This is a genomic window from Rhodoplanes sp. (assembly GCF_013377085.1).
In the GTDB taxonomy this organism is placed as follows: domain Bacteria; phylum Pseudomonadota; class Alphaproteobacteria; order Rhizobiales; family Xanthobacteraceae; genus Rhodoplanes.
Genome location: NZ_JACAAX010000031.1, coordinates 34,234 through 56,848 on the forward strand (window position 1 = coordinate 34,234; position 22,615 = coordinate 56,848).

General features: G+C 68.3%; 20 protein-coding genes, 1 tRNA gene and 1 pseudogene. 7 read left to right on the forward strand and 15 right to left on the reverse strand.

Features of this window, described 5'->3' with window-relative positions; genetic code table 11:
* Positions 1 to 3: 3 nt before the first annotated feature.
* The 4 genes from HXX10_RS19920 to HXX10_RS19935 form a co-directional block, all read right to left on the reverse strand.
* Complete coding sequence (locus tag HXX10_RS19920; protein ID WP_296524596.1) at positions 4 to 1,524, reverse strand: tripartite tricarboxylate transporter permease; 1,521 nt, start codon at positions 1,522 to 1,524, stop codon at positions 4 to 6.
* A 12-nt stretch (positions 1,525 to 1,536) separates the two neighbouring features.
* Positions 1,537 to 2,016, reverse strand: coding sequence for a tripartite tricarboxylate transporter TctB family protein (locus tag HXX10_RS19925; RefSeq protein ID WP_296524597.1), 480 nt, complete (start codon positions 2,014 to 2,016; stop codon positions 1,537 to 1,539).
* 71 nt (positions 2,017 to 2,087) lie between these two features.
* Complete coding sequence (locus HXX10_RS19930) at positions 2,088 to 3,080, reverse strand: tripartite tricarboxylate transporter substrate binding protein (RefSeq protein ID WP_296524598.1); 993 nt, start codon at positions 3,078 to 3,080, stop codon at positions 2,088 to 2,090.
* Between the two features lie 79 nt (positions 3,081 to 3,159).
* Entirely contained in the window at positions 3,160 to 4,194 is a 1,035-nt protein-coding gene (locus HXX10_RS19935) for a 4-hydroxythreonine-4-phosphate dehydrogenase PdxA (RefSeq protein ID WP_296524599.1), read from the reverse strand.
* A gap of 216 nt (positions 4,195 to 4,410) precedes the next feature.
* On the opposite strand from HXX10_RS19935, the gene HXX10_RS19940 reads away from it, so the two are divergent.
* Positions 4,411 to 5,079: a GntR family transcriptional regulator gene (locus HXX10_RS19940; RefSeq protein WP_296524600.1), complete on the forward strand. Its 669-nt coding sequence runs from the start codon at positions 4,411 to 4,413 to the stop codon at positions 5,077 to 5,079.
* 298 nt (positions 5,080 to 5,377) lie between these two features.
* Here HXX10_RS19940 and HXX10_RS19945 read toward each other — a convergent pair whose 3' ends face one another.
* The gene (locus HXX10_RS19945) at positions 5,378 to 6,646 is read right to left on the reverse strand and encodes an NAD(P)-dependent oxidoreductase (protein ID WP_296524601.1); all 1,269 of its coding nucleotides are present in this window, start codon (positions 6,644 to 6,646) and stop codon (positions 5,378 to 5,380) included.
* A gap of 129 nt (positions 6,647 to 6,775) precedes the next feature.
* Here HXX10_RS19945 and HXX10_RS19950 point away from each other — a divergent pair, with 129 nt between their 5' ends.
* The 3 genes and pseudogenes from HXX10_RS19950 to HXX10_RS19960 all read left to right on the forward strand — a co-directional run bounded on the left by HXX10_RS19950 (position 6,776) and on the right by HXX10_RS19960 (position 8,309).
* Positions 6,776 to 7,363 (forward strand): TetR/AcrR family transcriptional regulator, encoded by a 588-nt coding sequence (locus HXX10_RS19950; RefSeq protein ID WP_296524602.1) that lies wholly within the window; start codon positions 6,776 to 6,778, stop codon positions 7,361 to 7,363.
* A 259-nt stretch (positions 7,364 to 7,622) separates the two neighbouring features.
* Positions 7,623 to 7,862: pseudogene (locus tag HXX10_RS19955) on the forward strand (IS5/IS1182 family transposase); the annotation flags it as partial.
* A gap of 261 nt (positions 7,863 to 8,123) precedes the next feature.
* Positions 8,124 to 8,309: a hypothetical protein gene (locus HXX10_RS19960; RefSeq protein WP_296524603.1), complete on the forward strand. Its 186-nt coding sequence runs from the start codon at positions 8,124 to 8,126 to the stop codon at positions 8,307 to 8,309.
* A gap of 104 nt (positions 8,310 to 8,413) precedes the next feature.
* Here the strand turns inward: HXX10_RS19960 and HXX10_RS19965 are convergent, their stop codons facing one another.
* Complete coding sequence (locus tag HXX10_RS19965; RefSeq protein WP_296524604.1) at positions 8,414 to 8,794, reverse strand: hypothetical protein; 381 nt, start codon at positions 8,792 to 8,794, stop codon at positions 8,414 to 8,416.
* A gap of 439 nt (positions 8,795 to 9,233) precedes the next feature.
* The gene (locus HXX10_RS19970) at positions 9,234 to 9,410 is read right to left on the reverse strand and encodes a hypothetical protein (protein WP_296524605.1); all 177 of its coding nucleotides are present in this window, start codon (positions 9,408 to 9,410) and stop codon (positions 9,234 to 9,236) included.
* A gap of 396 nt (positions 9,411 to 9,806) precedes the next feature.
* On the opposite strand from HXX10_RS19970, the gene HXX10_RS19975 reads away from it, so the two are divergent.
* Positions 9,807 to 9,880: transfer RNA gene (locus HXX10_RS19975), tRNA-Gly, on the forward strand.
* Positions 9,881 to 10,054: 174 nt separating this feature from the next.
* Here the strand turns inward: HXX10_RS19975 and HXX10_RS19980 are convergent.
* The 3 genes from HXX10_RS19980 to cobA all read right to left on the reverse strand — a co-directional run bounded on the left by HXX10_RS19980 (position 10,055) and on the right by cobA (position 13,018).
* Positions 10,055 to 10,207, reverse strand: coding sequence for a hypothetical protein (locus HXX10_RS19980; protein WP_296524606.1), 153 nt, complete (start codon positions 10,205 to 10,207; stop codon positions 10,055 to 10,057).
* Positions 10,208 to 10,236: 29 nt separating this feature from the next.
* The gene (locus HXX10_RS19985; protein WP_296524607.1) at positions 10,237 to 11,742 is read right to left on the reverse strand and encodes a putative sulfate exporter family transporter; all 1,506 of its coding nucleotides are present in this window, start codon (positions 11,740 to 11,742) and stop codon (positions 10,237 to 10,239) included.
* Between the two features lie 538 nt (positions 11,743 to 12,280).
* Entirely contained in the window at positions 12,281 to 13,018 is a 738-nt protein-coding gene (cobA, locus tag HXX10_RS19990) for a uroporphyrinogen-III C-methyltransferase (RefSeq protein WP_296524608.1), read from the reverse strand.
* Between the two features lie 46 nt (positions 13,019 to 13,064).
* Here cobA and HXX10_RS19995 point away from each other — a divergent pair, with 46 nt between their 5' ends.
* The gene (locus tag HXX10_RS19995) at positions 13,065 to 14,156 is read left to right on the forward strand and encodes a cobalt-precorrin-5B (C(1))-methyltransferase (protein ID WP_296524609.1); all 1,092 of its coding nucleotides are present in this window, start codon (positions 13,065 to 13,067) and stop codon (positions 14,154 to 14,156) included.
* A 38-nt stretch (positions 14,157 to 14,194) separates the two neighbouring features.
* Here the strand turns inward: HXX10_RS19995 and HXX10_RS20000 are convergent, their stop codons facing one another.
* On the reverse strand, positions 14,195 to 15,856 hold the full coding sequence (locus HXX10_RS20000) for a hypothetical protein (RefSeq protein WP_296524610.1): 1,662 nt from the start codon (positions 15,854 to 15,856) through the stop codon (positions 14,195 to 14,197).
* 242 nt (positions 15,857 to 16,098) lie between these two features.
* Here HXX10_RS20000 and HXX10_RS20005 point away from each other — a divergent pair, with 242 nt between their 5' ends.
* The gene (locus HXX10_RS20005; RefSeq protein ID WP_296524637.1) at positions 16,099 to 16,899 is read left to right on the forward strand and encodes a cobalt-precorrin-6A reductase; all 801 of its coding nucleotides are present in this window, start codon (positions 16,099 to 16,101) and stop codon (positions 16,897 to 16,899) included.
* Here HXX10_RS20005 and cobJ read toward each other — a convergent pair.
* From cobJ to cobN, 4 genes are all read right to left on the reverse strand, one after another.
* Positions 16,848 to 17,627, reverse strand: a complete 780-nt coding sequence (gene cobJ, locus HXX10_RS20010) for a precorrin-3B C(17)-methyltransferase (protein ID WP_296524611.1) — start codon at positions 17,625 to 17,627, stop codon at positions 16,848 to 16,850. The genes HXX10_RS20005 and cobJ overlap by 52 nt on opposite strands.
* A complete protein-coding gene (locus HXX10_RS20015; RefSeq protein ID WP_296524612.1) occupies positions 17,624 to 18,355 on the reverse strand; it encodes a precorrin-2 C(20)-methyltransferase in 732 nt (243 codons plus the stop codon). Before HXX10_RS20015 ends, cobJ begins: the two co-directional genes overlap by 4 nt.
* A 157-nt stretch (positions 18,356 to 18,512) precedes the next feature.
* Positions 18,513 to 19,139: a precorrin-8X methylmutase gene (locus HXX10_RS20020; protein ID WP_296524613.1), complete on the reverse strand. Its 627-nt coding sequence runs from the start codon at positions 19,137 to 19,139 to the stop codon at positions 18,513 to 18,515.
* Positions 19,136 to 22,609, reverse strand: coding sequence for a cobaltochelatase subunit CobN (cobN, locus tag HXX10_RS20025; protein ID WP_296524614.1), 3,474 nt, complete (start codon positions 22,607 to 22,609; stop codon positions 19,136 to 19,138). The genes HXX10_RS20020 and cobN overlap by 4 nt, the downstream gene beginning before the upstream one ends.
* Between the last annotated feature and the right edge of the window lie 6 nt (positions 22,610 to 22,615).

Consider the following 22,615-nt stretch of genomic DNA (forward strand, 5'->3'; position numbering starts at 1 on the left):
GTCTCAGGTGTGTCCTCGGCGGGCTGCACCGACGGAACCGAGCAGACGGTCGACGCCGGCGGTGATCAGCGGCCAAAAGGCGAGCAGCAGGGCGCCGGCCATCAACGACGCGACGAGCGTGTTGGACCAGAAGATCTTCATCGAGCCGCTGGACATGATCATCGACTGGCGAAATGCATCCTCCGCCTTGTCCCCGATCACCATCGCGAGAACCATCGGGGCGATCGGATAATCGAGTTTCTTGAAGACATAGCCGATGGCGCCGAACCCGAGGGCGAGCCAGAGATCGAAGGCGCGATTGCCGACCGTGTAGGCGCCGATGAAGCAGGTCACGACGATGATCGGGCCGATGATCGAGAACGGGATTCTCAGGATCGCAGCGAACAGCGGGACGGTCGTGAGGACCAGGATGACGGCGACGACGTTGCCCAGATACATGCTGGCGATCAGGCCCCAGACGAAGTCCGGCCGCTCGACGAACAGCATCGGCCCGGGATTGAGCCCCCAGATCATCAGGCCGCCCATCATGACGGCGGCGGTCGCCGACCCAGGCACGCCCAGGGCGATCATCGGCAGCATGGCGCTGGTCCCGGCCGAATGATCGGCGGTCTCGGGCGAGATGATGCCCTCGGGCTCGCCGGTGCCGAACTTGTCGCGATTGCGCGAAAACCGCTTGGCGAGCGCGTAGCTCATGAACGATGCCGCTGTCGGCCCGCCCGGCGTGATCCCCATCCAGCAGCCGATCGCGGCGCTGCGCAGGAGAGCGACCCAGTAGCGCGGCATCGTCGCTGCCGTCGAGAGCACGTCCTTCACGCTGATCCGGGCGCGAATTCCCGCCAGCTCGAAGCCCTCCTCGATCGTGAGCATCAGCTCGCCGATCCCGAACAGCCCGATCACGGCCACCAGGAAGCTGATGCCGGCGAGCAGCTCGTCGATGCCGTAGGTGAGCCGGAGATTTCCCGAGACCGAGTCCATGCCGACCGCCGCGAAGGCGAAGCCGAAGCCGATCGACACCATGGTCTTGAACGGCGAGGACCCGCCGAGGCCGACGAAGCTGCAGAAGGCGAGCAGATACACGGCGAAGAACTCGGGCGACGAGAACCTCAACGCGAACTCGGCGACCGAGCTCGACAGCAGCGTGATGAGGATGATGCCGACCATCGCCCCGAACCCGGCCGACAGGAACGCGTAGCTCAGCGCCTCGGTCGGCTTTCCCTTGTGGGCGAGCGGATACCCGTCGAAGGTCGTGGCCACCGACGACGGCTCGCCCGGGATGTTGAACAAGATCGATGTGGTCGAGCCGCCGAACAGAGCACCCCAATAGATGCTGGTCAGCAGGATGATCGCCGCGACCGGGTCCATCGAGAAGGTGAGCGGGAGGAGCAGCGAAACCCCGTTCGGCGCTCCCAGGCCGGGCAACACGCCGACCAGAATGCCGAGCAGGACGCCGACCAGCATCAGCCCGATGTGATAGGCCGACAGCGCGACGCCGAAGCCGTAGAAGAGCGAGGCGATGTTCTCCAAGCCGGCCTCCCGTCAGTAGATGCCGAGCATCGCCTCGATGGGGCCCTTCAGCAGCGGTACCTGAAAGCCCTTCTCGAGGACGAAATAAAAGAACAGGCTCGCCGTGATCCCGCAGACGGCGCCCACCCACGGTCGGTATCGTCCCTGCCACCAGATCGCCGCCGACAGGTACAGGACGGTCGCGACATAGAGTCCGAGGTAGACGGACAACAGGACGAACGCGGCAGCGAGGCCGAAGAAGCTGGCGATTCGGGAGAAGCGCGCGCGATCGAGAAACACCCGGCCGGCGAGCGGCCGCTGCATCACGGTTCGCGCCGCGTTCACGCCGCTCGCGACGACGATCATGGCGCCGATGTAGAACGGAAACGCGCCCGGCTCCGGTCCGGCGCTGTCCCACCCGATCCCGTACTCGACCGCCCCGCCGAGGACGACGGCACCGAATGTCGCCGTGCCGACGGCGGTGGCGAGCTCGGCGGTGAACCGGGATATCATGTCAGCTCTCCATGCCTCCGTCCGGGCCGAGGGCGCAGTGCCCTCGCGGCCCGACCGGCGACGGCCGGACGTTACTTCACGATCCAGCCCTGCGCCTCGATGACCTTCTTGCTCTTGAGATCATCGGCGACGATGAAGTCGGTGAAGTCCTTACCGGCCAGGAAGCGTGGCGTCTGCAGGTTGCGGTCGAGCCACTCTTTCCATTCGGGCGTCTCGCTGACCTTCTTGAGGATGTCGACATAGAAGTCGACCGCTTCCGCCGGCACGCCCAGCGGCAGCCACACGGTGCGGGGCATCTGGAATTGATCGACCGGCAGTCCGGCTTCCTTGCAGGTGGGGATGTCCGACCAGGCCATGTCGCCGACGACCTTGGCGGTTCCGGGCAGACGCGTCGGGCTGAAGACGCAGAGGGGCCGCACGGCGCCGGACTTCCAGTGGCCGATGTTCTCGTTCGGATTGTTGACGTTGGAGTCGATGTGACCGCCGGCCAGTTGCACGGCGGCGGCGTTGCCGCCCTGGAACGGCACGTAGATGAACTTGGCGCCGGTCGCAGCCTCGATCATGCCGGTGAGAATCTGGTCCGTGTCCTTCGACTGGCTGCCGCCCGCCTTGTAGGTGCCCGGGCTCGCCTTGGCCGCGTCGATATAGGCCTTCGCGTCCTTGAAGGACGAGGCGGAATTCACCCAGAGCAGGAACTCGTCGGCCGCCATGTTCGCCACGGGGGTCAGGTCGGCCGGCTTGTAGCCGAGCCGCGCGACGTAAGGCAGCAGGTACTCGTTGCTGGTGCCGAAGGTCAGCTTGTAGGGATCCTTGGCCTGCATCTTGGCGTAGACGAAGCCTTCGGCGCCGCTGCCGCCGCCCTTGTTGGTGACGATGATCGCCTGATCGATGAACTTGTACTTGAGGATGATCGCCTGAACGACGCGGGCGAAGTTGTCGGTGCCGCCGCCCGCGCCGGACGTCACGACGAACTCGATCGGTTTTATCGGCTGCCATGACGCGGCGTCGGCCGCGATCGGCACGGATGCGAGCAGTGCGACTGAGAGAGAGATGAGCTTGCGCATCTTTTCCTCCGTTCAATGCGCCCCGGCGTGCATGTCATCTCGTATCGTCGAAGCAAGGTGGTGGTCGTCGTCTCCGCTGTCACGCGTGGGTCGGATCCCGCGCGTCGTCGAGGTGCGGCTGCGACGCCATGCGAACGGCGAGCAGCACTGCCTGACGGGCGGCGCCGATATTGGCAATTCCGCGGCCGACGATGTCGTAGGCGGTGCCGTGCGCCGGCGTGCAGATCGGGAAGGGAAATCCGCCGACCAGGGTGACGCCGCGATCGAAGCCCATCAGCTTCATCGCGATCTGCCCCTGGTCGTGATACATCGTGAGCACCGCGTCGAAATCGCCGCGCTTGGCGCGCACGAAGACCGTGTCGGCCGGGAACGGGCCCGCCACGGCGAAGCCCCGCTCGATGCCCTGCTGCACGGCGGGCTCGATGACGTCGATTTCCTCGCGACCGAAGTTGCCGCCGTCGCCCGCATGCGGATTGAGGCCCGCCACGGCGATCCGCGGACGCTCGAACCCGGCGGCGCGCATGCAGGCGTCCGCCAAGGCGAGGTTGCGCAGGATCGCCTCCGGGGTGATCGACGAGGCCACCTCCGAAAGCGGAATATGGGAGGTGACGCGCGCGTTCCACAACTCGTCGAGAACGTTGAACTCACGCGCCGGACCGTCGAACTTCAGAACGTCCGCGATGAACCGGATCTCGTCGTCGTAGCCCGCATAGGCCATCCGCATCGCCTTCTTGTTGAAAGGCGTGAAGACGACTCCCTGCGCCCGTCCGGCGGCGGCGAACTGCAGGGCGCGTCGGAAATTCTCGGTGGCGAAGCGGCCGCCCGGCAGCGTCGCCGCACCGATCGTCACGTCGCCGGGGTCGAGGTTCTTCAGATCGACCAGGATCGGCCGCGTCGGGTCGGTCGGGATCTGGTCCTCGGCCGACACCGTTTCGATGTCGAGCGAAACCCCTGCGACGGCAGCGCCGCGGTCGAGAACCCGGAGATCTCCGAAGACCACGATCCGGGCCGCGGACCTGATGTCGGCTTGGCTGAGCAGTTTCGCTGCGAGCTCAGGACTGATGCCGGCGGGGTCGCCCATGGCGAGGGCGATGATCGGCCGACTGCCTGCCATGGAACTTTGGGGCGAGTGCACCGAGAGAGCCTCCCCTGGTGGACAGCGGAGTCGTAGCACCGTCGAATTCAAAATCAAGGATATTGCATGCAATATGCAATTGTGCGTAGGCGTGAAATCCGATAGAAGAGACAAGCGGTTCCGGATATGTCGAATCCAGTGGCGATGAATCGACTGGCTTCGATGGATCAGCGAGCGCCCGAGAAGTCCGGAGACATGGTGTTGGCGACGTCAGAGAAACGCGGACCGATCGTGCGGCAAACGCTGCACGAGGCCGTGGTGACGCGTGTCCGGGACATGATCATCGAGGGCACGCTCCCGTCGGGAACCCGCATCAACGAGAGCAACCTGGTCCACGAGCTCGGCGTCTCGCGGACGCCGCTGCGCGAAGCACTCAAGTGCCTGGCCAGCGAGGGGTTGATCGAACTGTCTCCCGGGCGCGGCGCCGTTGTCCGGCAGTTCACCCGGAAGGACATCCACGACAGTCTGGTCGTGATCGGTGATCTGGAGGCTCTGGCCGGCCGGCTGGCTTGTGCCCAAGCGACCGATCAGCAGATCCGGGAGGTGAGGGACCTCCACGATCGGATGATCGACATGTACAACAAGCGAACGAGGCTGACCTATTTCAAGCTGAACCAGGCCATTCACACGAAGATCGTCGCCATTTCGGGAAACGACGCGCTCGCCTATGTTCACGGCATCATGCAGGCGCGGATCAGACGTATTCGCTACCTGGGCCACGAAGGGTCGGAGAACTGGGCTGCCGCGGTCGCTGATCACGAAGAGATCATCGCGGGACTGGAGGCCAGAAACGCCGAACGCCTGGGTCGTGCGTTGACGGCGCACATGGAGAGCGCCTGGGATCGCGTGCGGGCTGCGGTCTAGAGCGGCATGACGTCGATTTTTGCAGCCTGATCGAAGCTGCTCCATCGTCACGTCGTCGTTGGACTCTGGACTCGGTCGTCCGCAGCGTGATCGCTGCGGCCACATTGAAGCGATCGTCACCGCTACCCACTCGATCCCGCTAGCCGAGATCTCTCGGCGACGCTGAACGCGTGGGATGACTCCAGGAGCGCTGAGGAGTCCCGCTGAGTTGCTGGCGCGAGCCGGCAGCTGGAGTGGTGGCCAAGGGCAACTCTAACGGACTTCAGTCGGTCGATAAGCACCCAAAGAGCCGTCCCGGCTAGGTGCCAAGGCCGGCCTCGGCACGCGTGACCTCGTACACGGAACTCCAGTCCTTCTGGCCGAGTCCCATCTCGACGCCCCGAGCCATCTTGCGCTGGACCAGTTCGGCGAAGTCCCAGCGCACTCCCATCTCCTTGGCGGCATCGACCATGAGCGTGAGGTCCTTGAGACCGCCTCGAAGATCGAAGCCCAAGTCGTCGAAGTCCCTCCGCCAGATCCTCGTTGCGTATCCCTGCAAGACCGGCTGCGCCCACAACATCCTGAACATCGTATGCAGGACGGTCAGCGGAATTCCGCTCTTCTCGCCGAACGCGTAAACCTGCCCCATCAAGTCGATGACGATCGCCGCGGAGTAGTTCACCGCCAGCTTCATGGCCAGCGCGACCGCATGATCCTCGCCGAGGTATTGAATCTGGCGCGTGTAGCTCTGAATGATCCCGCGGCTCGCCTCGAAAACCGATTGCTTGCCACAGACAAGTCCCACGAGTTCTCCCGCGCTGGCGGCATCAGGTCGGCCAAGGACCGGAGCAGCCAAGTACTCGCTACCATGCCCGACATGCAGCCCGACGAGCCGACGGGTCGCGTCTGCCGAGATGGTCGAAGCGCCGATATGAACCGCATCGCGCCCGAGGCCCGCGAGGATTCCGTCCGTCCCCTCGACGACGGCGAAGACCGAAGCATCGCCCATCAGAGACGTGATGACGAAATTAGCGCCCCGCGCGGCAGCCGCTGGAGTCGCGGCCGCCGTCGCACCCGCCTCGACAAGCGGACGCGTCTTTTCCTCGGTGCGGTTATAGACCGTCACCGGGAAGCCGGCCCGCAGGAGACTGCGAGCAATCCCGGAGCCCATGCGACCGAGGCCGATGACCGCCACAGAAGGCTTTGCGCCCGTCACGGCCGGCGTGCGGTTCCGCGCCGAACGCACGAGGTCTCCGAACCAGGTCGCGACCTCGCCGTTCCCAATAATGCTCAACCATTCGTCGGCGAGCGCCTTCTGGAGTGCATCGAGATCAGAGCTTCGAAGTACGCACGTGGCTGCAGCCGCATCCTTCCAGACGAGTGAGACGTCGGGGTTCGCAAGCACGCCGCGTTGCGAGAAGACCGCACCGCCGCAGAAGACGAAGGACCTTCCCACGCTGTTGTCTCGGGTGCGCACCTGGACGGCGCACTTGCGATCACGGAGCTTCGCTTGGACGAGAGGATTCTTTGAGCTTCGGCGGAGAATGGTCGCCAACCCGAACAGCAGGAGTTCAAGCATCGGCTTCATGGACGTGGAGTCCTTTCGAAATTGGTTGCGTTCACGCTGAAGACTATGTAAGTAATAACTTATGTTCACAACTCGCATTCAAACGTGGCAAAGCGGACCATCGAGAGGTCCGGCCAAGTGATTGCAAAAATGAGGAAACTTCCGCGCCAGACGCGGGCGCACCAGACCGTCGACTTCATTCTTGACGCGGCGGCTTACATTCTGGCCGAGCGTGGGCTCGCCGGTTTTACGACCAACCACATCGCTGAACGTGCCGGCGTGAACATCTCGTCGCTGTATCAGTATTTTCCCAACAAGCTCGCGATTCTGGAGGCACTACAGACCCGCCATATTGCGACGCCGGATGACGGCTATGCACAGTGGCTGGAGCGCCTGCGGGATCTGTCGCTCGAGGAGGTCGTGCGTTCCGTCGTCGACGTCGCGCTCGAGATGCATGCCGCGAACCCGACGATGCACAGGCTGTTCCTCGACACCTTGCCGCGCCAGACACGGCACTCTCATGATGACTTCGAGGCGGATCGAATAGCGAGGATCGCAGCAATTCTGCTGCCCAAGAGCCGCGCCGGCAAGGATCCGGACATGATGCTGTTCATCACCCGCCATGCCCTGACCTGGGTTGTTCACGAGGCGGTCTGCGAACGGCCGGAATGGCTGACGGACCCCGCCTTCCGTAAAGAGCTCGTTGCATTGCTCGTAAATTTCCTACGCGCGGACTGATCCCCGCAGAGTTGGAGCGCCGCCGCTGTCGCGGCCAACGATTTCGAGTCAGGTGCGATGCGACTCGCGAACTTTCGCAAAGCAATGCGCTATTGGCAGACTCCGGACTATCTTCGGCGTTCTCGTTGCAGCAGAGGGGGGTCTTTCGGCGAGCAAAGTAGGCTCGCGTGTTTATGAGTACACGGCCCAGTAAAATGCGAGAGACCCGCCGGCTCTGCCGGGGTGGCAGCAGCAGTTTGACGTTTACGGGAGTCCATCGACCGAGGCGATCCGCCGCGAGATGAAGTGCTGCGCCGCCGTCGAGCCGGTAATCGGTCACCCGAAGGCCGAGCACCGCATGGGCCGAAACCACCTCGACGGCAGACATGGCGACCGCGCCAACGCCATCCTGGCCGCCGCCGGCTACGCCGTCCGCCTGCTCCTGCGGTGGTTCGAGGCGCTTTTGCGCACCCTCTGGGCCGCCATCCTCTACGCCGTCGCCACACCGCGTTGCGCCTGATCCAAACGCGCAACGGCTTTCTTCACGGACGACTCGTGAACCGGGCCGAGAGGCCCGCCGAGCCCGGTGTCCGGCCCGGTTCCGGGCCGCCGATGCCAGAATCCGCCGGACGACGACGCGCAGCCCGGCCGGTCCACCCGCGGGAGAACACGTATCCGTTGCCGTTCCGGTAATCATTCGGGCAGCGTTTTAGGCAAACGTCGCAATTCATCCACGGTCTGGTCAGGAATTCCCTCTACACGGGACGAACGGAGGACGACCATGACTGACTGTGACTACCGTGGATACCGCATCATCACCAAGCGCACGGAAGAGTGGTGCGCCGAAATCTATGCGCCCGGCACCTATGGTCTGGTGGGCACCGTGGCGAGCCCGCGCACGGACGAACGATCCGTGATCCTGCTCGCCCAGGCCCGCATCGATCAGGACAGCCCGCGCCACTGCTGAACGCGCGGCCGGGTGGCTGACCGGCCGCTCGCCGATAATCAGGCGACCAGACGGGTCGCCCCGAAGGGCGACCCCTCAGCCTGCAGGGGGCCGTGCCCCGGACGTCAGTAGCACGCGGGATACGGATAATACCCGCACTGGTAGGCCGGATAGCCGTATCCGTAAGGTGCATAGGCTCCATAGGCTGCCGCGCCGGCCGCAGCACCCACGGCCGCGGCGCCCAGACCCCAGCCGACGCCCGGCCGCACATAGGGGCCGCGATAGCCGCCGTATACGGGCCCGCGATAGTAGCCGCCGCCGCGGTATACGCCGCCGCGATAGACGCCGCCGCCTACACCGACCCGCGCGCCTCCAAATCCGCCGACACGTCCGACGCCCACTCCGCCGCGACCGCCTCGTGCGTCCGCCTCGGACGGAATCGATGCGGCCAGGAAAAGTCCCGCCAGCGCAGCCGCACCGAGCGAGATGATCGTTCGACGACTCATGGCTCGTCTCCTCGTTGGAAAAGCCGCCGCGGGCGTGCCGCGGTGGCCTGATGGGCTGATTGCGGCGCAAGACTACGCGCGAGCCCTCGGGTCGAGTTGACGATGGTCAACTCGCCGGCAGAAGACCGACTCTCGAAGTGCTTGTCATATCTCATGTTCGTGAAGTGGCGCGGCGGTGGACGCCATACGCCCGCACCGCCGGTGCGCCGGCCGGCGCTGCGCCCCAGTCCGCGACGCTTGTGCTGGCCACCCGGCTCTGCCGCGGCCAAGTCGCCGCGGCCAAGTCGCCACTGCCAAGTCGCCGTGGCCGCTGCGCGATACCATCGGCGCGGCGAAAGGGATCGTCTGGGGAGCTTTTTCGGCCGAACAGCTCGACCGCGGTGCGGGGACGCGGGAGCGGCCGAGGCGAGGCGGTGGTCCGCCTCGCCTCGGCTTGGGCTCAGCAGCGGTGCTTGGGCCGCTGCGCGCCGGCGTCCGTCGGTTCGATCAGGCCAAACGCCCGCAGCGTCTCGAGCGCCTGATCGGACACGGCATGCGGCGAGTGCCGGAAGGTGTCCAGGATGGCGAGGACCGCCGTGGGGGGATCGTTCGAAGCGGGATGTCGATGGGGGGTCATGGGGGTGTCTCTTGTCTACCGGTTTCAGGAGGGCGCCATCGGTACCAACGTCTGGCCGAAGGTCAAGTCGTTCCAATGTACGATTGCGCTCTCCAAAGAGATCACCATGCCGAAAATACTTTTCGCTACAAGGGCACATGCAATCGATGCATTGCTACCCTGCGAACACTTGAACGAGGCTGTATGACAAGCCTTAAGAAAGCGTGACGCGACCAAGGAGAGTTTCGGATCACGAAGTGGCCGAATTGGCTTTATTGTGCGGCACACGACGGAACATCGGCGACGCAACCGGGTCCGCACCAGGGTTGAAGTCGTCGCGGTCCTATGCGAGAAGCCGGCCGGGCCTCAAGGCCACGGCCTCGGCGCCGGAGCGCATCTTCGGGGCGCGAGTCGCCGGCGGGTGTAGCTCAATGGTAGAGCAACAGCCTTCCAAGCTGATGACGAGGGTTCGATTCCCTTCACCCGCTCCAAAAATATCTTTTGTATCAATATATTGACGTGAATTCCTTGCGTCTTGTATGAGCGGCGCCCGATCGCAATGGCCGATGGGCATCCCCCCCGGGAGCGGTGTCACATCCTTCAAAGCTCGGCCGCGCGAGTCGGCGATCGCCGACTTGCGCCCGGCTCAGACCCGACCGCAGGGATCACCCGCCCCAGCTCACCCGGGTCAGCAGGATCAGGATCGTCAGCAGCACCAGGCCGCTGCCGAGGCTCCAGGCGACCAGCTTCTTCTCGATCGGCAGCAGCGGCTCGTGGACGGGCGTCTGGATCTCGGACTTCAGGTCGGTCTCGGACATCGTGTCGCTCCAAATGATGGTCGAGGGGGTCAGCCGGCGAGCGGCGGCGTCACGCCGGCGAAGAACAGCCACGAGATCAGCAGCCCGACCCAGATGACGAAGCCGAACAGGGTGACCACGTAGACGGCGGCGAGCTTGCCGATTCCCTCCGCCCACAGCTTGCGGAAGTTGGACAGCACGCCGATGGAGAAGAACGTCAGGATGAAGAAGATCACCCGGAACGTGTTGGCCTCGCCGACCGCGGCCGGCAGCTTCGCCGTGACGGCGGCCGGGGCGGCCAGCGCGAGCGCCAGGCCGATCCCGAACGTCACGATGAAGCCGAGGATGAATTTCGGGAAGCGGTGCCAGATCTCGATCGGCCGGGCACGCTCGCCGTCCGGGCGGGCGTCGATGTGGTGGGTCCAGATCCAGCCGAGGATGAAGGCCCAGATGCCGATGAAGATGTCGATGAACACCTTCACGGTCGCGGTGGTGCCGAGGATCCAGCCCGGCTGGTAGACGACGCCCTCGGCCGCGTTCTTGGCCAGGATCAGCGACTCGGTGATGCCGCCGCCGGCCACCGCGGCGCCGTCGGTCTTGATGGCGAGGCCGATCCAGGCGGCCGCGACCAGCGGCTCGTGCGAGAGGAACTGCTGGGCCAGGAACGGCAGCACCAGCACCTCGACGACGGCGAAGACGACGACCAGCGACGACACCAGCACGGCGACGGCCGGCCGGGCCCGGATGGCGCCGCCCGTGGCGATCGCCGCGGCGACGCCGCAGATCGAGATGCCGGAGGCGAGCGGCACGGCGTATTCGCGGGTGAAGCCGAACCATTTTCGCGCGACGAAGTACACCACGCTCCAGTAGATCAGATAGGCCTCGACGATCGCGGCGGTGCCGCGCCACAGCACCGAGGTGGCGAGGGACAGCTTGCCGGCGGCGTTGACGGCGAGGAAGCCGCCGAGAATCACGATGGCGATCTTGACGTAGAGCTCGGGTCGGATCGCCTCCTTGATGCGCTCGGCGAAGGCCGGGAAGACATTGGCGATGACCAGCCCGGCGATCAGCGCCACCAGGAAGCCGCCCTCGTTGGTCAGCTTGAGCGACCAGTCGATGCCGAATTTCTGCAGGTCGGCCGGCGTCACCGCCGCCAGATAGGCGTTGGAGCCGATCACCCAGCTCGCATAGGCGATCCAGAACACCGCCGTAAACGCGAGGGCGAAGCGCACGGGATTGGCCTTGAGGAGCGCCACGCCGCCGGTCAGCACGGCGAGCAGGACCAGATACGTGATGACGAAGGCGCTGAACCCGCCGAGCCCGGAATAGGCCTTGGAGACGGTGCCGAGCGCCGTGCCCGGGTCAGTCCACACCGAGGTGGAGACGGCCCAGCCGAGCAGGTCGGGACCCGCCAGCGTGCCGAGCGCCAGCCCGAAGATCGCCAGCCCGATCGCCACCGACAGCCAATCCTCGTTGAGGATCGGCAGGGCCGTGGCGTCACTCGGTGCGGCGGCGCTCGGCGCGGCGCTCGATGTCGCTTGATCGATGCTCGACATGGCAGTGTCCTTCGGGTGGTCCAGGGTCGAATGGATTCGTCCGGCGCGCGGAGGCGCGACGGAGCGTCCGGCGATTTCGCGCCGGGCAGGGCAGGCCGTTCCGCAGTGTCGAAAGTCAGCCGCGACAGACGCCGGTGGCGGCAGAGACGCGGCGGGCGTCCCGATGCGATGGCGGCTGCGCTCGGGTCGGATGCGCTCGGCTCGGCGGACGAAACGTCATGGGACGCTCTCCAGTATCGGAGCCCACGAAGACGCTTCGTGGCGCTTTAGCGTTGGTGACGCGGCGCAAGCTGCTCCATCAAAACCCGCGACCCGGTCGCATCGGGGACGCGACGGGATGCCGCATTCGGCCCGTCGAACGGCGGTCCGTCAACGCCGTGCGGAAAAGAAGATCGGCCTTGGCGCGGCGCCGATCCCTCGGAAAAAATGCGCGTTGCGTCCAGTCGCGCGCGGGCAAAACGCTGCTCCGCCGCCTGTCGGTCCGCCTCGGCTGCACCGCCTCTCGCCGCGACCCTCGTCAGGCGTCGAGCGAGTCTCTCTATACGCGAGAAATCGAAATTGCTCTACCATAGATTATCATACAGGCGCCGGCCGGGGGAGCTTCGCGTAAACGCGTAGCGATCTCGACGATCGTGCCGGTGACGGCGCGCGTGTCGGCGCCGAGGTTCTCGACCCAGGCGGCCGGCGTGTCGGCCGGCAGGCCCTGGGCCAGAAGCTTTTCGGCGAGCGCCGGGAAGGTCGCCTTGCCCATGAAGACGCAGGTGGTGGCGGCCGGGTCGGCGAGCGCCGCGAGGTCGAGGTCGTCGGGCAGGCCGCCGGTGACCTCGTGGGCCGTGATGAACTGGAGGCGCCTTGCCACCAGCCGCTTGGTCAGCGCCGTGCCGATGAAGGCGGCGGCCGCCGTCGCCGTGGTGACGCCGGGCACCAGCTCGACCGCGATTCCGGCCTCGCGCGCCGCCGAAATCTCCTCGTCGGCCCGCGAAAAAATGGTCGGGTCGCCGGATTTCAGCCGCACCACCCGCTTGCCGAGCCGCGCATAGGCGACCATCAGCCGGCTCACCTCGGCCTGCTTGGGGGCGTGCTGGCCGGCCCGCTTGCCGACCGAGATCAGCTCGGCGTCGTCGCGGACATGGGCGAGCGCCGCGCCGCTGGCGAGGTCGTCGTAGAGCACCACGTCGGCGGCGCGCAGCCGGTCGACGGCACGCAGCGTCAGCAGATCCGCGTCGCCCGGCCCGGCCCCGACCAGCGCGATGTGTCCGATGGAGGCGTCAGCCATGGTGCACGTCCTGACACTGCGGGGCCGCGCGCCTATAGTCCCGCGTATGAACGAAAAACCCCCGCTGCGGCGTGGCTGGACCACCGGCACCTGTGCGGCCGCTGCGGTGCGGGCCGCCTTCCAGGCGCTGGTGACGGGCGCCTTCCCGGACCCCGTCGCCGTGGCCCTGCCGGGCGGGCAGCGGCCGGAGTTCTGCCTCGCGCTCGGCGAGCGGGGCGAGGGGTTTGCCCGCGCCGCCATCGTCAAGGACGCCGGCGACGACCCCGACGTGACGCATGGCGCCCTGATCGTCGCCACGGTGCGGCCGGGCGAGGCGGGCGCCGGCGTCGTGTTCCGGGCCGGCGACGGCGTCGGCACGGTGACGCGGCCGGGTCTGCCGCTCGCCGTCGGCGAGCCCGCCATCAACCCGGTGCCGCGCGCCATGATCCGCACGGCCGTCGCCGAGGTGTGCGCCGCGACCGGCGCGGCCGGCGACGTCGTGGTCGAGATCTCGGTGCCGGACGGTGTGGCGCTGGCGCAGAAGACGCTCAGTCCGCGGCTCGGAATCGTCGGCGGGCTGTCGATCCTCGGCACCACCGGGATCGTCGTGCCGTTCTCGTGCTCGGCCTGGATCCACTCGATACACCGCGGCATCGACGTGGCGCGCGCGGCGGGCGTCGCGCAGATCGCCGGCGCGACCGGCGCGACCTCGGAGGCCGCCATCGTCGCGCTCGACGGCTTGCCCGAGGTCGCCGTCATCGACATGGGCGACTTCGTCGGCGGCATGCTGAAATATGTCCGCACCCATCCGGTCGACCGCGTCACCGTCGCGGGCGGCTTCGCCAAGATGACCAAGTTTTCGCAGGGCCTTTTGGATTTGCACTCGCGTGCCGGCGAGGTCGATCTCGGCCATCTGGCACGGCTCGCCGCCGAGGCCGGCGCGCCGGCCGCACTGGTGGAGCGAATACCCGCCGCCAACAGCGCGCTCGACGTGCTGCAGCAGGCGCAGGCCGACGGCGTCGACATCGCGGCCGTGGTGGCGGCGCGGGCGGTGGCGACCGCGGCGCAGGTGCTGCGCGGCACGCCGGTCGGTATCGATGTCGCGGTGTTCGACCGCACCGGCGTGCTGCTCGCCCGCACCCCGGTGGTGCGCGGCTAGCCGTCGGCGTGTCCGGGTGGGTCTGGTGCGCATCGATCTCACGGTGCCCCGCGTGACCACGTCTTGCTGTCGAGCGCAAGCCCGCACAGCGGCCCGGTGATGTGGTGGCGGGCGATCCAGGCGCGGACGCGGTCGGGGTAGCGCGGGTCGGCCGGATCGTCGAGCTGCCAGCCGTCCGGCCATTGCGACGCATTGCCGTTCAGGGTCGGCAGCCGCCAGGCCGCCGAGAGGATCATGGCGTCCGACTGCAGGCGCCACCAGTCGGGGCCGCCTTGCGGCTGCGGCGACAGATAGAACGCGCGGCACCCTGCCGGCGGCGGCGGAACGGTGGCGAGCCACGCCGTCTGCTCGCTGCGCCAGAAGCGCGACGGCGCGCTGCGGTTCACCTGCTCGCCGACCAGCAGCACGGCCAGCACGATGATGCCGGCCGGCCCGGCGCGCCGCAGCGCCGGCCGCGCCAAACGGTCGATCGCGAAGGCGACCAGCAGGCAGGCCGCGAGGTTGACGACAAGCTGCGAGCGGAACGTGGTCCGGACGCCGATGCTGCCCGGCACCAGCGTCCACACCAGGGACCACGGGCGAAAGCCGAAATAGTCGAGCTGCATCAGCCAGTAGCCGACGAGGGCGAGGCCGAGCGCGAGAGCGACGTCGTCGCGTCGGCCGCCCCGGCCGCGAAACCAGCGGACCGTGCACACCGCCACGGCGACACAGACGGTGGCGAAAACCAGCGGCGTATAGCCGAGCTCGACCTCGACGAGCGGCCGGCCCGCCACGGCGGCAATTCCGGCCGCTGTCAGGAGCATGCCCCACGCGACGTTGCCGTGGCCCGTGTTGACGATGTCGGCGAAGCGCGGGGCGTAGAGCACGACGGCGTCGAAGCCGTAGGCCTTGCCGGCGCGCAGCATCGGCAGATAGGCGGCGAGGAACGGCACCAGGCCGATGCCGAGCCCCACGGCGAAGCCGAGCGTCAGGTGGGCGTGGCGGACGAACACCGTGGCCGCGACGGCGCGCAGCCGCGCCGAGCCGCCGAGCCCGAGGTGGATCACGAACACCGCGAGCGTGAAGCTCACGGCGAACCAGCCGGTGTGATAGGCGGTGAAGAAGACGAGGCCGAGCAGCAGGCCGGCCGCGCCTGCCAGGATGGTGCCCACCGGGCGCGACGCAGCCACGGCGTACCACACGAGCAGGATCACCACCGGCAGCAGCATCGCGCAGACGCCCTGGGCGTGACCGATCTTGACCGCCATCATGTTGGCGAAGGCGAACAGCGACGCGCCCGTCACGGAAGCGAGCGGGCTCGCGCCCCACACGGCCCGCGCCAGGGCGATGAACGATGCGAAACCGATCGCCGTCAGCACCAGCATGACGGCCATGAAGGCCCGGAACATGTCGAGCCCGGTAGCGCGAAAGCCCGAATAGATCAGGCCGTAGAGGACATAGCCGTCGGTCAATCCGATCCCGCCGCTGGCCGGGTGGAAATAGGCCGTGTCGCTCCACGACGGTTCGGCGCCCGAAACCCAGGCGAACCAGTGCTCGAGAATGGCGATCAGGATGCGGGCATCGCCGAGATCGCCGAAAATGCCGTCGAACCCGGTCAGCAGGAAGCTGCGATAGAAATAGACGAACAGCGCCGCCGCGAGCGTGCCGGCGACGACGAGCTCGACGCGATCCCACGGCGGCGGCACGCGATCCGTGGGCATGCCCTCGGGGCGGCCCGCCGGCGACGCATCCAGGCGCGATGATGAAACCTGCATGAGACAGCGGTCTCTCGAAATGTTCATGCCGCAACCGGGAGCGCGGCGATCGTCGGAGGGGGATGCCCCGGTCAGGATTTAGAATCCCGGTCGCGCGCCGCGCAACCACCGATGCCGCGCCGCCGCCGGGAGAGGCGACGTCGCACGGGATGGACAGCCCGACCCGCCGTGTGCCATCGCTCGGCACCATGGGATCCCTTACGGCACCACGCCCGCGAATCCTGATCCTCGGCGGCACCACCGAGGCGCGCCGGCTCGCCGAAGTGTTGGGGCGCGATCCGGGTATCGATGCGGTGCTGTCCTATGCCGGGCGGACCGAGAGCCCGCTGCCGGTGCCGATCCCGTGGCGGGTCGGCGGCTTCGGCGGCATCGGCGGGTTGATCGATTACCTTCGGGCGGAGCGCATCGACCGGGTGGTCGATGCCACGCATCCGTTCGCGGCGCAGATGAGCGCGCACGCGGTGGCGGCCTGTGCGGCGGTAAAAATCCCGCTGCTGGCGCTCGAGCGGGCGCCGTGGCGGGCGGGCGAGGACGACCGCTGGAGCGAGGTCGATACGCTGGAAGAGGCCGCAGACGCGCTCGGCGCCGATCCCAAAAGAGTGTTCCTCGGTATCGGCCGCCTGCATCTCGCGGCCTTCGCGCGAAACCCGCAGCACGACTACCTGGTCCGGCTGGTCGATCCACTGCGAGAAGACCTGCCGCTGCCGCGCGTAGAGGTCGTGGTGGCGCGCGGGCCGTTCGACCTCGCCGGCGACCGCGCCCTGCTGGAGCGGCACGGCACCGAGATCGTGGTGGCCAAGAACGCCGGCGGCACCGCCGCGGTCGCCAAGATTTTGGCGGCGCGCGAGCTGGCGCTGCCGGTCGTGATGGTGCGGCGGCCGCGCATTCCCGAACGGCCGAGCGTCGACAGCGTCGCGGCCGTGATGGAGTGGCTCGCTCACGACGACGCCCCGGCCGCAGGCGCCGCAGACGCCGAGCGCGGCGTGTAGACGAAGGGCGCGCCGCCGGGGCGCGCGATCAGGCGCGTCTGCGACGAGCCGACGATCACCAGCGTCCGCATGTCGGCGCGCTCGGCGACGGCATCGCGCAACATCACGGTGTCGACGCGCTCGCTCGCCTCGCTCACGGCGGTGGCAAAGATCACGGGCGTGTCGGGGGCGCGGAGCGTGCGTAAAAGTTCGAGGGCGCGGCCGAGCTGCCAGGGCCGCGCCTTGGAGACCGGGTTGTAGAGCGCCGTCACGAAGTCGGCCTCGGCGGCGAGTCTTAGCCGCTTCTCCACCAGCTCCCAGGGTTTCAGATTGTCCGAGAGATTGATGGCACAAAAGTCGTGGCCGAGCGGCGCGCCGACCCGCGCCGCGGCGGCCATCATGGCGCTGATGCCGGGCAGCACCTTGACGTCGAGGGCGCGCCAGGCCGGGTCGCCGGCGTCGATCGCCTCGAGCACGGCGGCCGCCATGGCGAAGACCCCGGGATCGCCCGACGACACGACCACCACGCGACGGCCCTCGGCCGCGAGCGTCAGCGCAAGCCGGGATCGGTCGAGCTCTTCCCGATTGTCGGAGCCGTGGCGCGCGAGCCCCGGCCGCTCCGGCACGCGGGCGACATAAGGGCCGTAGCCGACCAGATCGGTCGCCGCGCCGAGCGCCTCGCTCACCTCCGGCGTGACCAGCCGCGCCGCGCCGGGACCGAGCCCGACGATAATCAAAGAACCCGTCATGGTCTTCGGCCCTCGCCGGGCACCAGCACCATGGAAAAATACGGCGCTGAGTCGTCGGGCTTGTCGGCGAGCCGCATCACCGTCTCGCCCGCCATGGTGCCGCGCTCGACATAGAGCGCGCGATCGAGCAGGCCCGCCGCCGCCATGGCCCGGCGCACTTTTGGGAGATTGCGGCCGAGCTTCATCACCACGATGGCGTCGGCGCGGCCCATGCGGTCGGTGAGCGTCTGTTCGTCGAGCGTGCCGGGCAGCACGGTCAGCACGTCGTCGCCCCAGGTGATGGGCTGGCCCGTGGCGGTCCAGCAGCCCGACATGCCGGGAATGCCCGGCACCACGACCACCGGGACGTGCTCGCGCAGCCGCGTGTAGAGATGCATGAACGAGCCGTAGAGGAACGGATCGCCCTCGCACAGCACGATCACGTCGCGTCCGCCTTCGGCGTGCTCCAGGAGGCGCGCCACGCAGGTCTCGTAGAAGCCGCGTAGCGCCGCGTTGTAGGCTGGATCCGCGACCGCGATCTCGGTCGTCACCGGGTATTCCATGCCGATCTCGACCGCACCCGGCGCCAGCAGGCCGGCCGCGATGCCGCGCGCATTGCTGCGGCTCCCCGCCTTGCAGAAATACGCCACGACCCCGGCGGTCCGCACCAGCCGAGCCGCCTTGACGCTCATCAGGTCCGGATCGCCGGGCCCGAGCCCGACGCCATACACGGTGCCGGGCGCGGTCATGGGTGGCTCTTTGATTGTCGAGCCATTGTACCCTTGCATGACTCTCGCACTCCGCTCGTCCCCGCGAAAGCGGGGACCCAGGTGGGCTTGGCTCTGGATTCCCGCTTGCGCGGGAATGAGCGGAGCTCGGGGCTGTTGCCTTGTTCGAAAGCCATCGTCATTCCCGGTCGCTCGCCAGCGCGTTGACGGCGGCGGCCGTCATGGCGCTGCCGCCCTTGCGGCCGCGCACGATCATGCAGGGCATGCGGCGGTCGGCCAGCAGCGCCTCCTTGGACTCGGCGGCGCCGACGAAGCCGACCGGCATGCCGATCACGGCGGCGGGCTTTCCGGCGCCGTCGTCCAGCATCTCGAGCAGGCGGAACAGCGCGGTCGGCGCATTGCCGATAGCCACCACGGCGCCGGCGAGTTTTTCTCGCCACAGCTCCATGGCGGCGGCGGTGCGCGTGGTGCCGAGCTTTTCGGCGAGCGCCGGCACGGCGGGGTCGCCGAGCGTGCAGATCACGGTGTTGGCCATCGGCAGGCGGGCGCGGGTGATGCCGTGCGCGACCATCTGGGCATCGCACAGGATCGGGGCGCCCGCGCGCAGCGCGGCGCGTCCCGCCGCGGCGGCACCGGGCGAGAAGACGAGGTCGTCGGCGATCTCGACCATGCCGCTGGCATGGATCACCCGCACTGCGACCCGCTCCTCCTCGGCGGTGAAGCGTGACAGCTTCGCCTCCGAGCGGATGATGGCGAAGGACCGCGTGTAGATCGCGGCGCCGTCCTTTTCATAGACGTGAGTCATGCAGGGTTTTCCTCGGTCATTCCGGGGCGCACCGCAGGTGCGAACCCGGAATCCAGACCCGACTTCCGAATCTGCCGCTGGATTCCGGGTCCGGCGCGCTGCGCCGTCCCGGAATGACCATCGAATGCTTCGATCGTGTCTCGTGTCGTTGAGGTGACGTCGCTGGTCGCGATCGCCTCCATGACGCTGTTGCGCCGCGTCGTCCAGTAGCCGGCGTCGACGAGCTGGCGGAAGCGTTGGCGCATCGCCTCGGCGGCGCGCGGATTGGCCTCGTCGAGGAAGCGGCGGACAGCGTCGTCGCCGAGCGTCGCGTCGTAATAGAGGTCGAAGTGATGGGTCGGAACGGCGCCGGCCAGATGCGCGAACAGCGCCATCTGGTCGAGCGTCCAGGCGATCTCGGCGGCGCCGCGAAATCCGTGCCGCATCTGTCCGGCGATCCACAGCGGATTGGCGGCGCGGCCGCGCACGACGCGGGCGATTTCTTCGGGCAGGGTTCTCATGCGCGGCGCCTCGGCGCGGGCCGAATCGGCGTGATAGAGCGCCGGCGTGGCCCCGAGCTTTCTCGCCGCCGCCGCGAAGCCGGCCTCGTGGGCGGCGTAGTCGGGCGCCATCAAGAGGTCCGTCTCGGGCAGGTCCTGGGTGTGGACGAAGGCGTCGGCCGCGCGGGCGCGTGTTTCCAGCGCGTCGCGGGCGAAGACGCCGTCGGCGCGGCCGCCATACGCATAGGCGCTGCCGGCGAGCCAGGCCTCGGCCGCGGCCGCGATGGTCTCGTCCGTCAGCGCATCGACGGCTTCGGCGACGCCGACGCCGTAGCCGCCCGGTGCCGGTCCGAAGACTCTCGGGCTGGGGGCGCGCCCGACGAACGGGTTTTCTTCCGCCGGCTCGTCGCGGGCGGCGAGCGCCGCCGCGGCCTGCTCGAACAGCACCGGCAGGCTCGGAAACACGTCGCGAAACAGCCCGGAGATGCGCAGCGTCACGTCGATGCGCGGCCGGCCGAGTTTTGCCAAAGCCAGAATCTCGAAGCCGGAGACGCGGTCGGAGGTATTGTCCCACACCGGCACGACGCCGATAAGCCGCAACGCCATGGCGAGCTCCTCGCCGGCGGTGCGCATGGTGGCCGAGCCCCACAGATCGACGACGACATTGCGCGGATACTCGCCGTGGTCCTGCAGATGTCGGGTCAAGAGCGCATCGGCCAGGCGCTGGCCCTGGTCGTCGGCGGCCCGGCTCGGCACGGCGCGGGGATCGACGGCGAACAGATTGCGGCCGGTCGGCAGCACGTCGCGGCGGCCGCGCCAGGGCGAGCCGGCAGGGCCGGGCGCCACCGGCCGTCCATCCAATGCGGCGAGGAGCGCCCCGCGCTCCGCTTCGGCGCACTGGTCGAACGGCATGGACGCGAGGGATTCAGTCATCTCCGGCAGAGCCGGCGTACGCCCGAACACATGCAGGCCGTCGGAGAACAGCGTCGCCTTCACGTCGCAGACGAAGGCATCGAGCTTCACCACGGCCTCGCGCGGCGCCATGTCGGGCGACAGCCCGCTGTCGCGGTCCAGCCCGGTCTCCTGCGCGGCGTCGACGATCGCGGCGGCCAGCCGTTCGCGGCGGCGCGGGTCGAGTCCGTCGGCGTTGGAGTATTCGTCGAGCAGCCGCTCGACCGTGTGGAGACCTTCGGGCAGCGGGCCCTGCCGTTGCGGCGGCGTCATGTGGCCGATCGTGACGGCGCCGAGCCGCCGCTTGGCGGTCGCCGCCTCGCCCGGGTCGTTGACGATGAACGGATAGACGACGGGCGTCGGCCCCAAAAGGGCGTCGGGCCAGCAGGCGCCCGACAGCGCGACCGACTTTCCGGGCAGCCATTCCAGCGTACCGTGCGCGCCCATGTGGATCAGCGCATCGATTCCGGCGACATGGCGCAGCCACAGATAGAAGGCGACGAACGCATGACGGGGGGCGCGGCCGGCGTCGTGATAATCGGCAGCGCGCTCGGCGCGGGCGCCGCGCTCGGGTTGCGCCGCGACGACGACGTTGCCGTAAAGCGTCGCCCGGAACCACATCTTGCCGTCCCGCGCGGCAGGGTCGGTCTCGGGCGGTCCCCACTGGGCGAGCAACGCGTCCTTCAGAACCGGATCGAGCGTCGCCAGTGCCGCCTCGTAGTCGGCGAGCGGCCAAGACATCTCTTCCGCCATCAGCCGTGCGATCAAAGCCTGGTGGTCGGACGGCGCGGCGTCGACTGCGTATCCGGCGTCGCGCAAAAAGCCCAGAACCGCGACGGTGCTCTCCGGCGCGTCGAGCCCGACCGCATGGGCGATCTGGTCGTCGCGCCCCGGATAGGCCGACAGCACCAGCGCCAACTTTCGCTCTTCGCGCGACTTGCGACGCAACCTGACCAGGGCCAACGCACGCTCGGCGACGGCGGCGATCCGCTCGCCGTGCGGCGCATGGACGACCCGCGCAAAGCCGAGATCGGGATCGACCGGCTCGGGCTCCTTGAACGAGACGACGCCGGAAAACACCCGCCCGTCGATCTCCGGCAGCACCACATGAATGGCGAGGTCGGAGGGCGACAGGCCGCGCTCCGACTCGGCCCAGGCGGCCTGCGACGACCCGGCGAGCGCCACCTGCAGCACCGGCGCCTCGGCGACATCGAACGGACCGCCGTCGGCGTCGCGGGCCGAGAAGGCGGTGGCGTTGATCACCACGTCGGGCCGGATCACCGCGAGCCTGTCCCGCAGCCAGGCGCGGGTCTCGGGCTCCTTCAGGCTGCCGACGAAGACGCCGACCGGCGTGACGCCGCGCTCTTGCAGCGCCGCCATCAGGGCTTCGACCGGGCCGAGATCGGCCGCCGCCAGCACGGCGCGATAGAACACGACGAGCGCGCGGGGCGGAGCGCCGGCGGTCGGGGCCTCGACGGGGCAGGCGGCCGGGTCGCCGGGAAAGAATCCCTGGCGGGGCAGGGTGCGCACCCCCAGCACCGGCACGGCCCACAGGCCGGAGGCCAGCGCGAGCTGTGCCAGCGCCCCCTGCGCGGCGCGGGCGCCGCCGGTGTCGCACAGCGCCTGCAGGCGGCGCAGTGTCGACGCCGGTACGTTGGAGGCCTCGTCGAGGCGCGGGTCGTCGCGGCCGTCGCCCGGCACGATGGCGAGCGCGATGCCGTTTCGGTCCGCCATGGCGCGGACCTGCTCGACGCCGTAGCGCCAGTAGTCGAGGCCGCCGAGCAATCTGATCAGGATGCCGCGCGCCTGCGACAGCGTCTTCTCGATGTAGAGATCGACCGAGAGCGGATGGGCGAGGCGGGCCAGGTTGGCGAGCCGCAGGCTCGGCAGGTCGGCGCGCCCGGCCCGCCAGCCGGCCGCGAAGGCGCCGAGATCGCTGTCCGCGAACGACAGCACCACCAGGTCGGCGGGCGCGTGGCCGAGATCCTCGGCCGTCGCTGCCTCCTCGAGGCCGTGCTTTTCGCGCAGCAGGATGTGCATCGGAAG

What these genes read in the sequence shown, in the direction of transcription:
- HXX10_RS19965 (WP_296524604.1), bottom strand. Translation starts at nt 8,794, where the DNA reads ATGAGTCGTCGAACGATCATCTCGCTCGGTGCGGCTGCGCTGGCGGGA.
- cobJ (WP_296524611.1), bottom strand. Translation starts at nt 17,627, where the DNA reads ATGACGGGTTCTTTGATTATCGTCGGGCTCGGTCCCGGCGCGGCGCGG.
- HXX10_RS20015 (WP_296524612.1), bottom strand. Translation starts at nt 18,355, where the DNA reads ATGACCGCGCCCGGCACCGTGTATGGCGTCGGGCTCGGGCCCGGCGAT.
- HXX10_RS19950 (WP_296524602.1), top strand. Translation starts at nt 6,776, where the DNA reads ATGAGGAAACTTCCGCGCCAGACGCGGGCGCACCAGACCGTCGACTTC.
- HXX10_RS19930 (WP_296524598.1), bottom strand. Translation starts at nt 3,080, where the DNA reads ATGCGCAAGCTCATCTCTCTCTCAGTCGCACTGCTCGCATCCGTGCCG.
- HXX10_RS19995 (WP_296524609.1), top strand. Translation starts at nt 13,065, where the DNA reads ATGAACGAAAAACCCCCGCTGCGGCGTGGCTGGACCACCGGCACCTGT.
- HXX10_RS19940 (WP_296524600.1), top strand. Translation starts at nt 4,411, where the DNA reads ATGGTGTTGGCGACGTCAGAGAAACGCGGACCGATCGTGCGGCAAACG.
- HXX10_RS19935 (WP_296524599.1), bottom strand. Translation starts at nt 4,194, where the DNA reads ATGGCAGGCAGTCGGCCGATCATCGCCCTCGCCATGGGCGACCCCGCC.
- HXX10_RS19945 (WP_296524601.1), bottom strand. Translation starts at nt 6,646, where the DNA reads ATGAAGCCGATGCTTGAACTCCTGCTGTTCGGGTTGGCGACCATTCTC.
- HXX10_RS20020 (WP_296524613.1), bottom strand. Translation starts at nt 19,139, where the DNA reads ATGACTCACGTCTATGAAAAGGACGGCGCCGCGATCTACACGCGGTCC.
- HXX10_RS20005 (WP_296524637.1), top strand. Translation starts at nt 16,099, where the DNA reads ATGGGATCCCTTACGGCACCACGCCCGCGAATCCTGATCCTCGGCGGC.
- cobN (WP_296524614.1), bottom strand. Translation starts at nt 22,609, where the DNA reads ATGCACATCCTGCTGCGCGAAAAGCACGGCCTCGAGGAGGCAGCGACG.
- HXX10_RS19925 (WP_296524597.1), bottom strand. Translation starts at nt 2,016, where the DNA reads ATGATATCCCGGTTCACCGCCGAGCTCGCCACCGCCGTCGGCACGGCG.
- HXX10_RS20000 (WP_296524610.1), bottom strand. Translation starts at nt 15,856, where the DNA reads ATGCCCACGGATCGCGTGCCGCCGCCGTGGGATCGCGTCGAGCTCGTC.
- cobA (WP_296524608.1), bottom strand. Translation starts at nt 13,018, where the DNA reads ATGGCTGACGCCTCCATCGGACACATCGCGCTGGTCGGGGCCGGGCCG.
- HXX10_RS19980 (WP_296524606.1), bottom strand. Translation starts at nt 10,207, where the DNA reads ATGTCCGAGACCGACCTGAAGTCCGAGATCCAGACGCCCGTCCACGAG.
- HXX10_RS19960 (WP_296524603.1), top strand. Translation starts at nt 8,124, where the DNA reads ATGACTGACTGTGACTACCGTGGATACCGCATCATCACCAAGCGCACG.
- HXX10_RS19970 (WP_296524605.1), bottom strand. Translation starts at nt 9,410, where the DNA reads ATGACCCCCCATCGACATCCCGCTTCGAACGATCCCCCCACGGCGGTC.
- HXX10_RS19985 (WP_296524607.1), bottom strand. Translation starts at nt 11,742, where the DNA reads ATGTCGAGCATCGATCAAGCGACATCGAGCGCCGCGCCGAGCGCCGCC.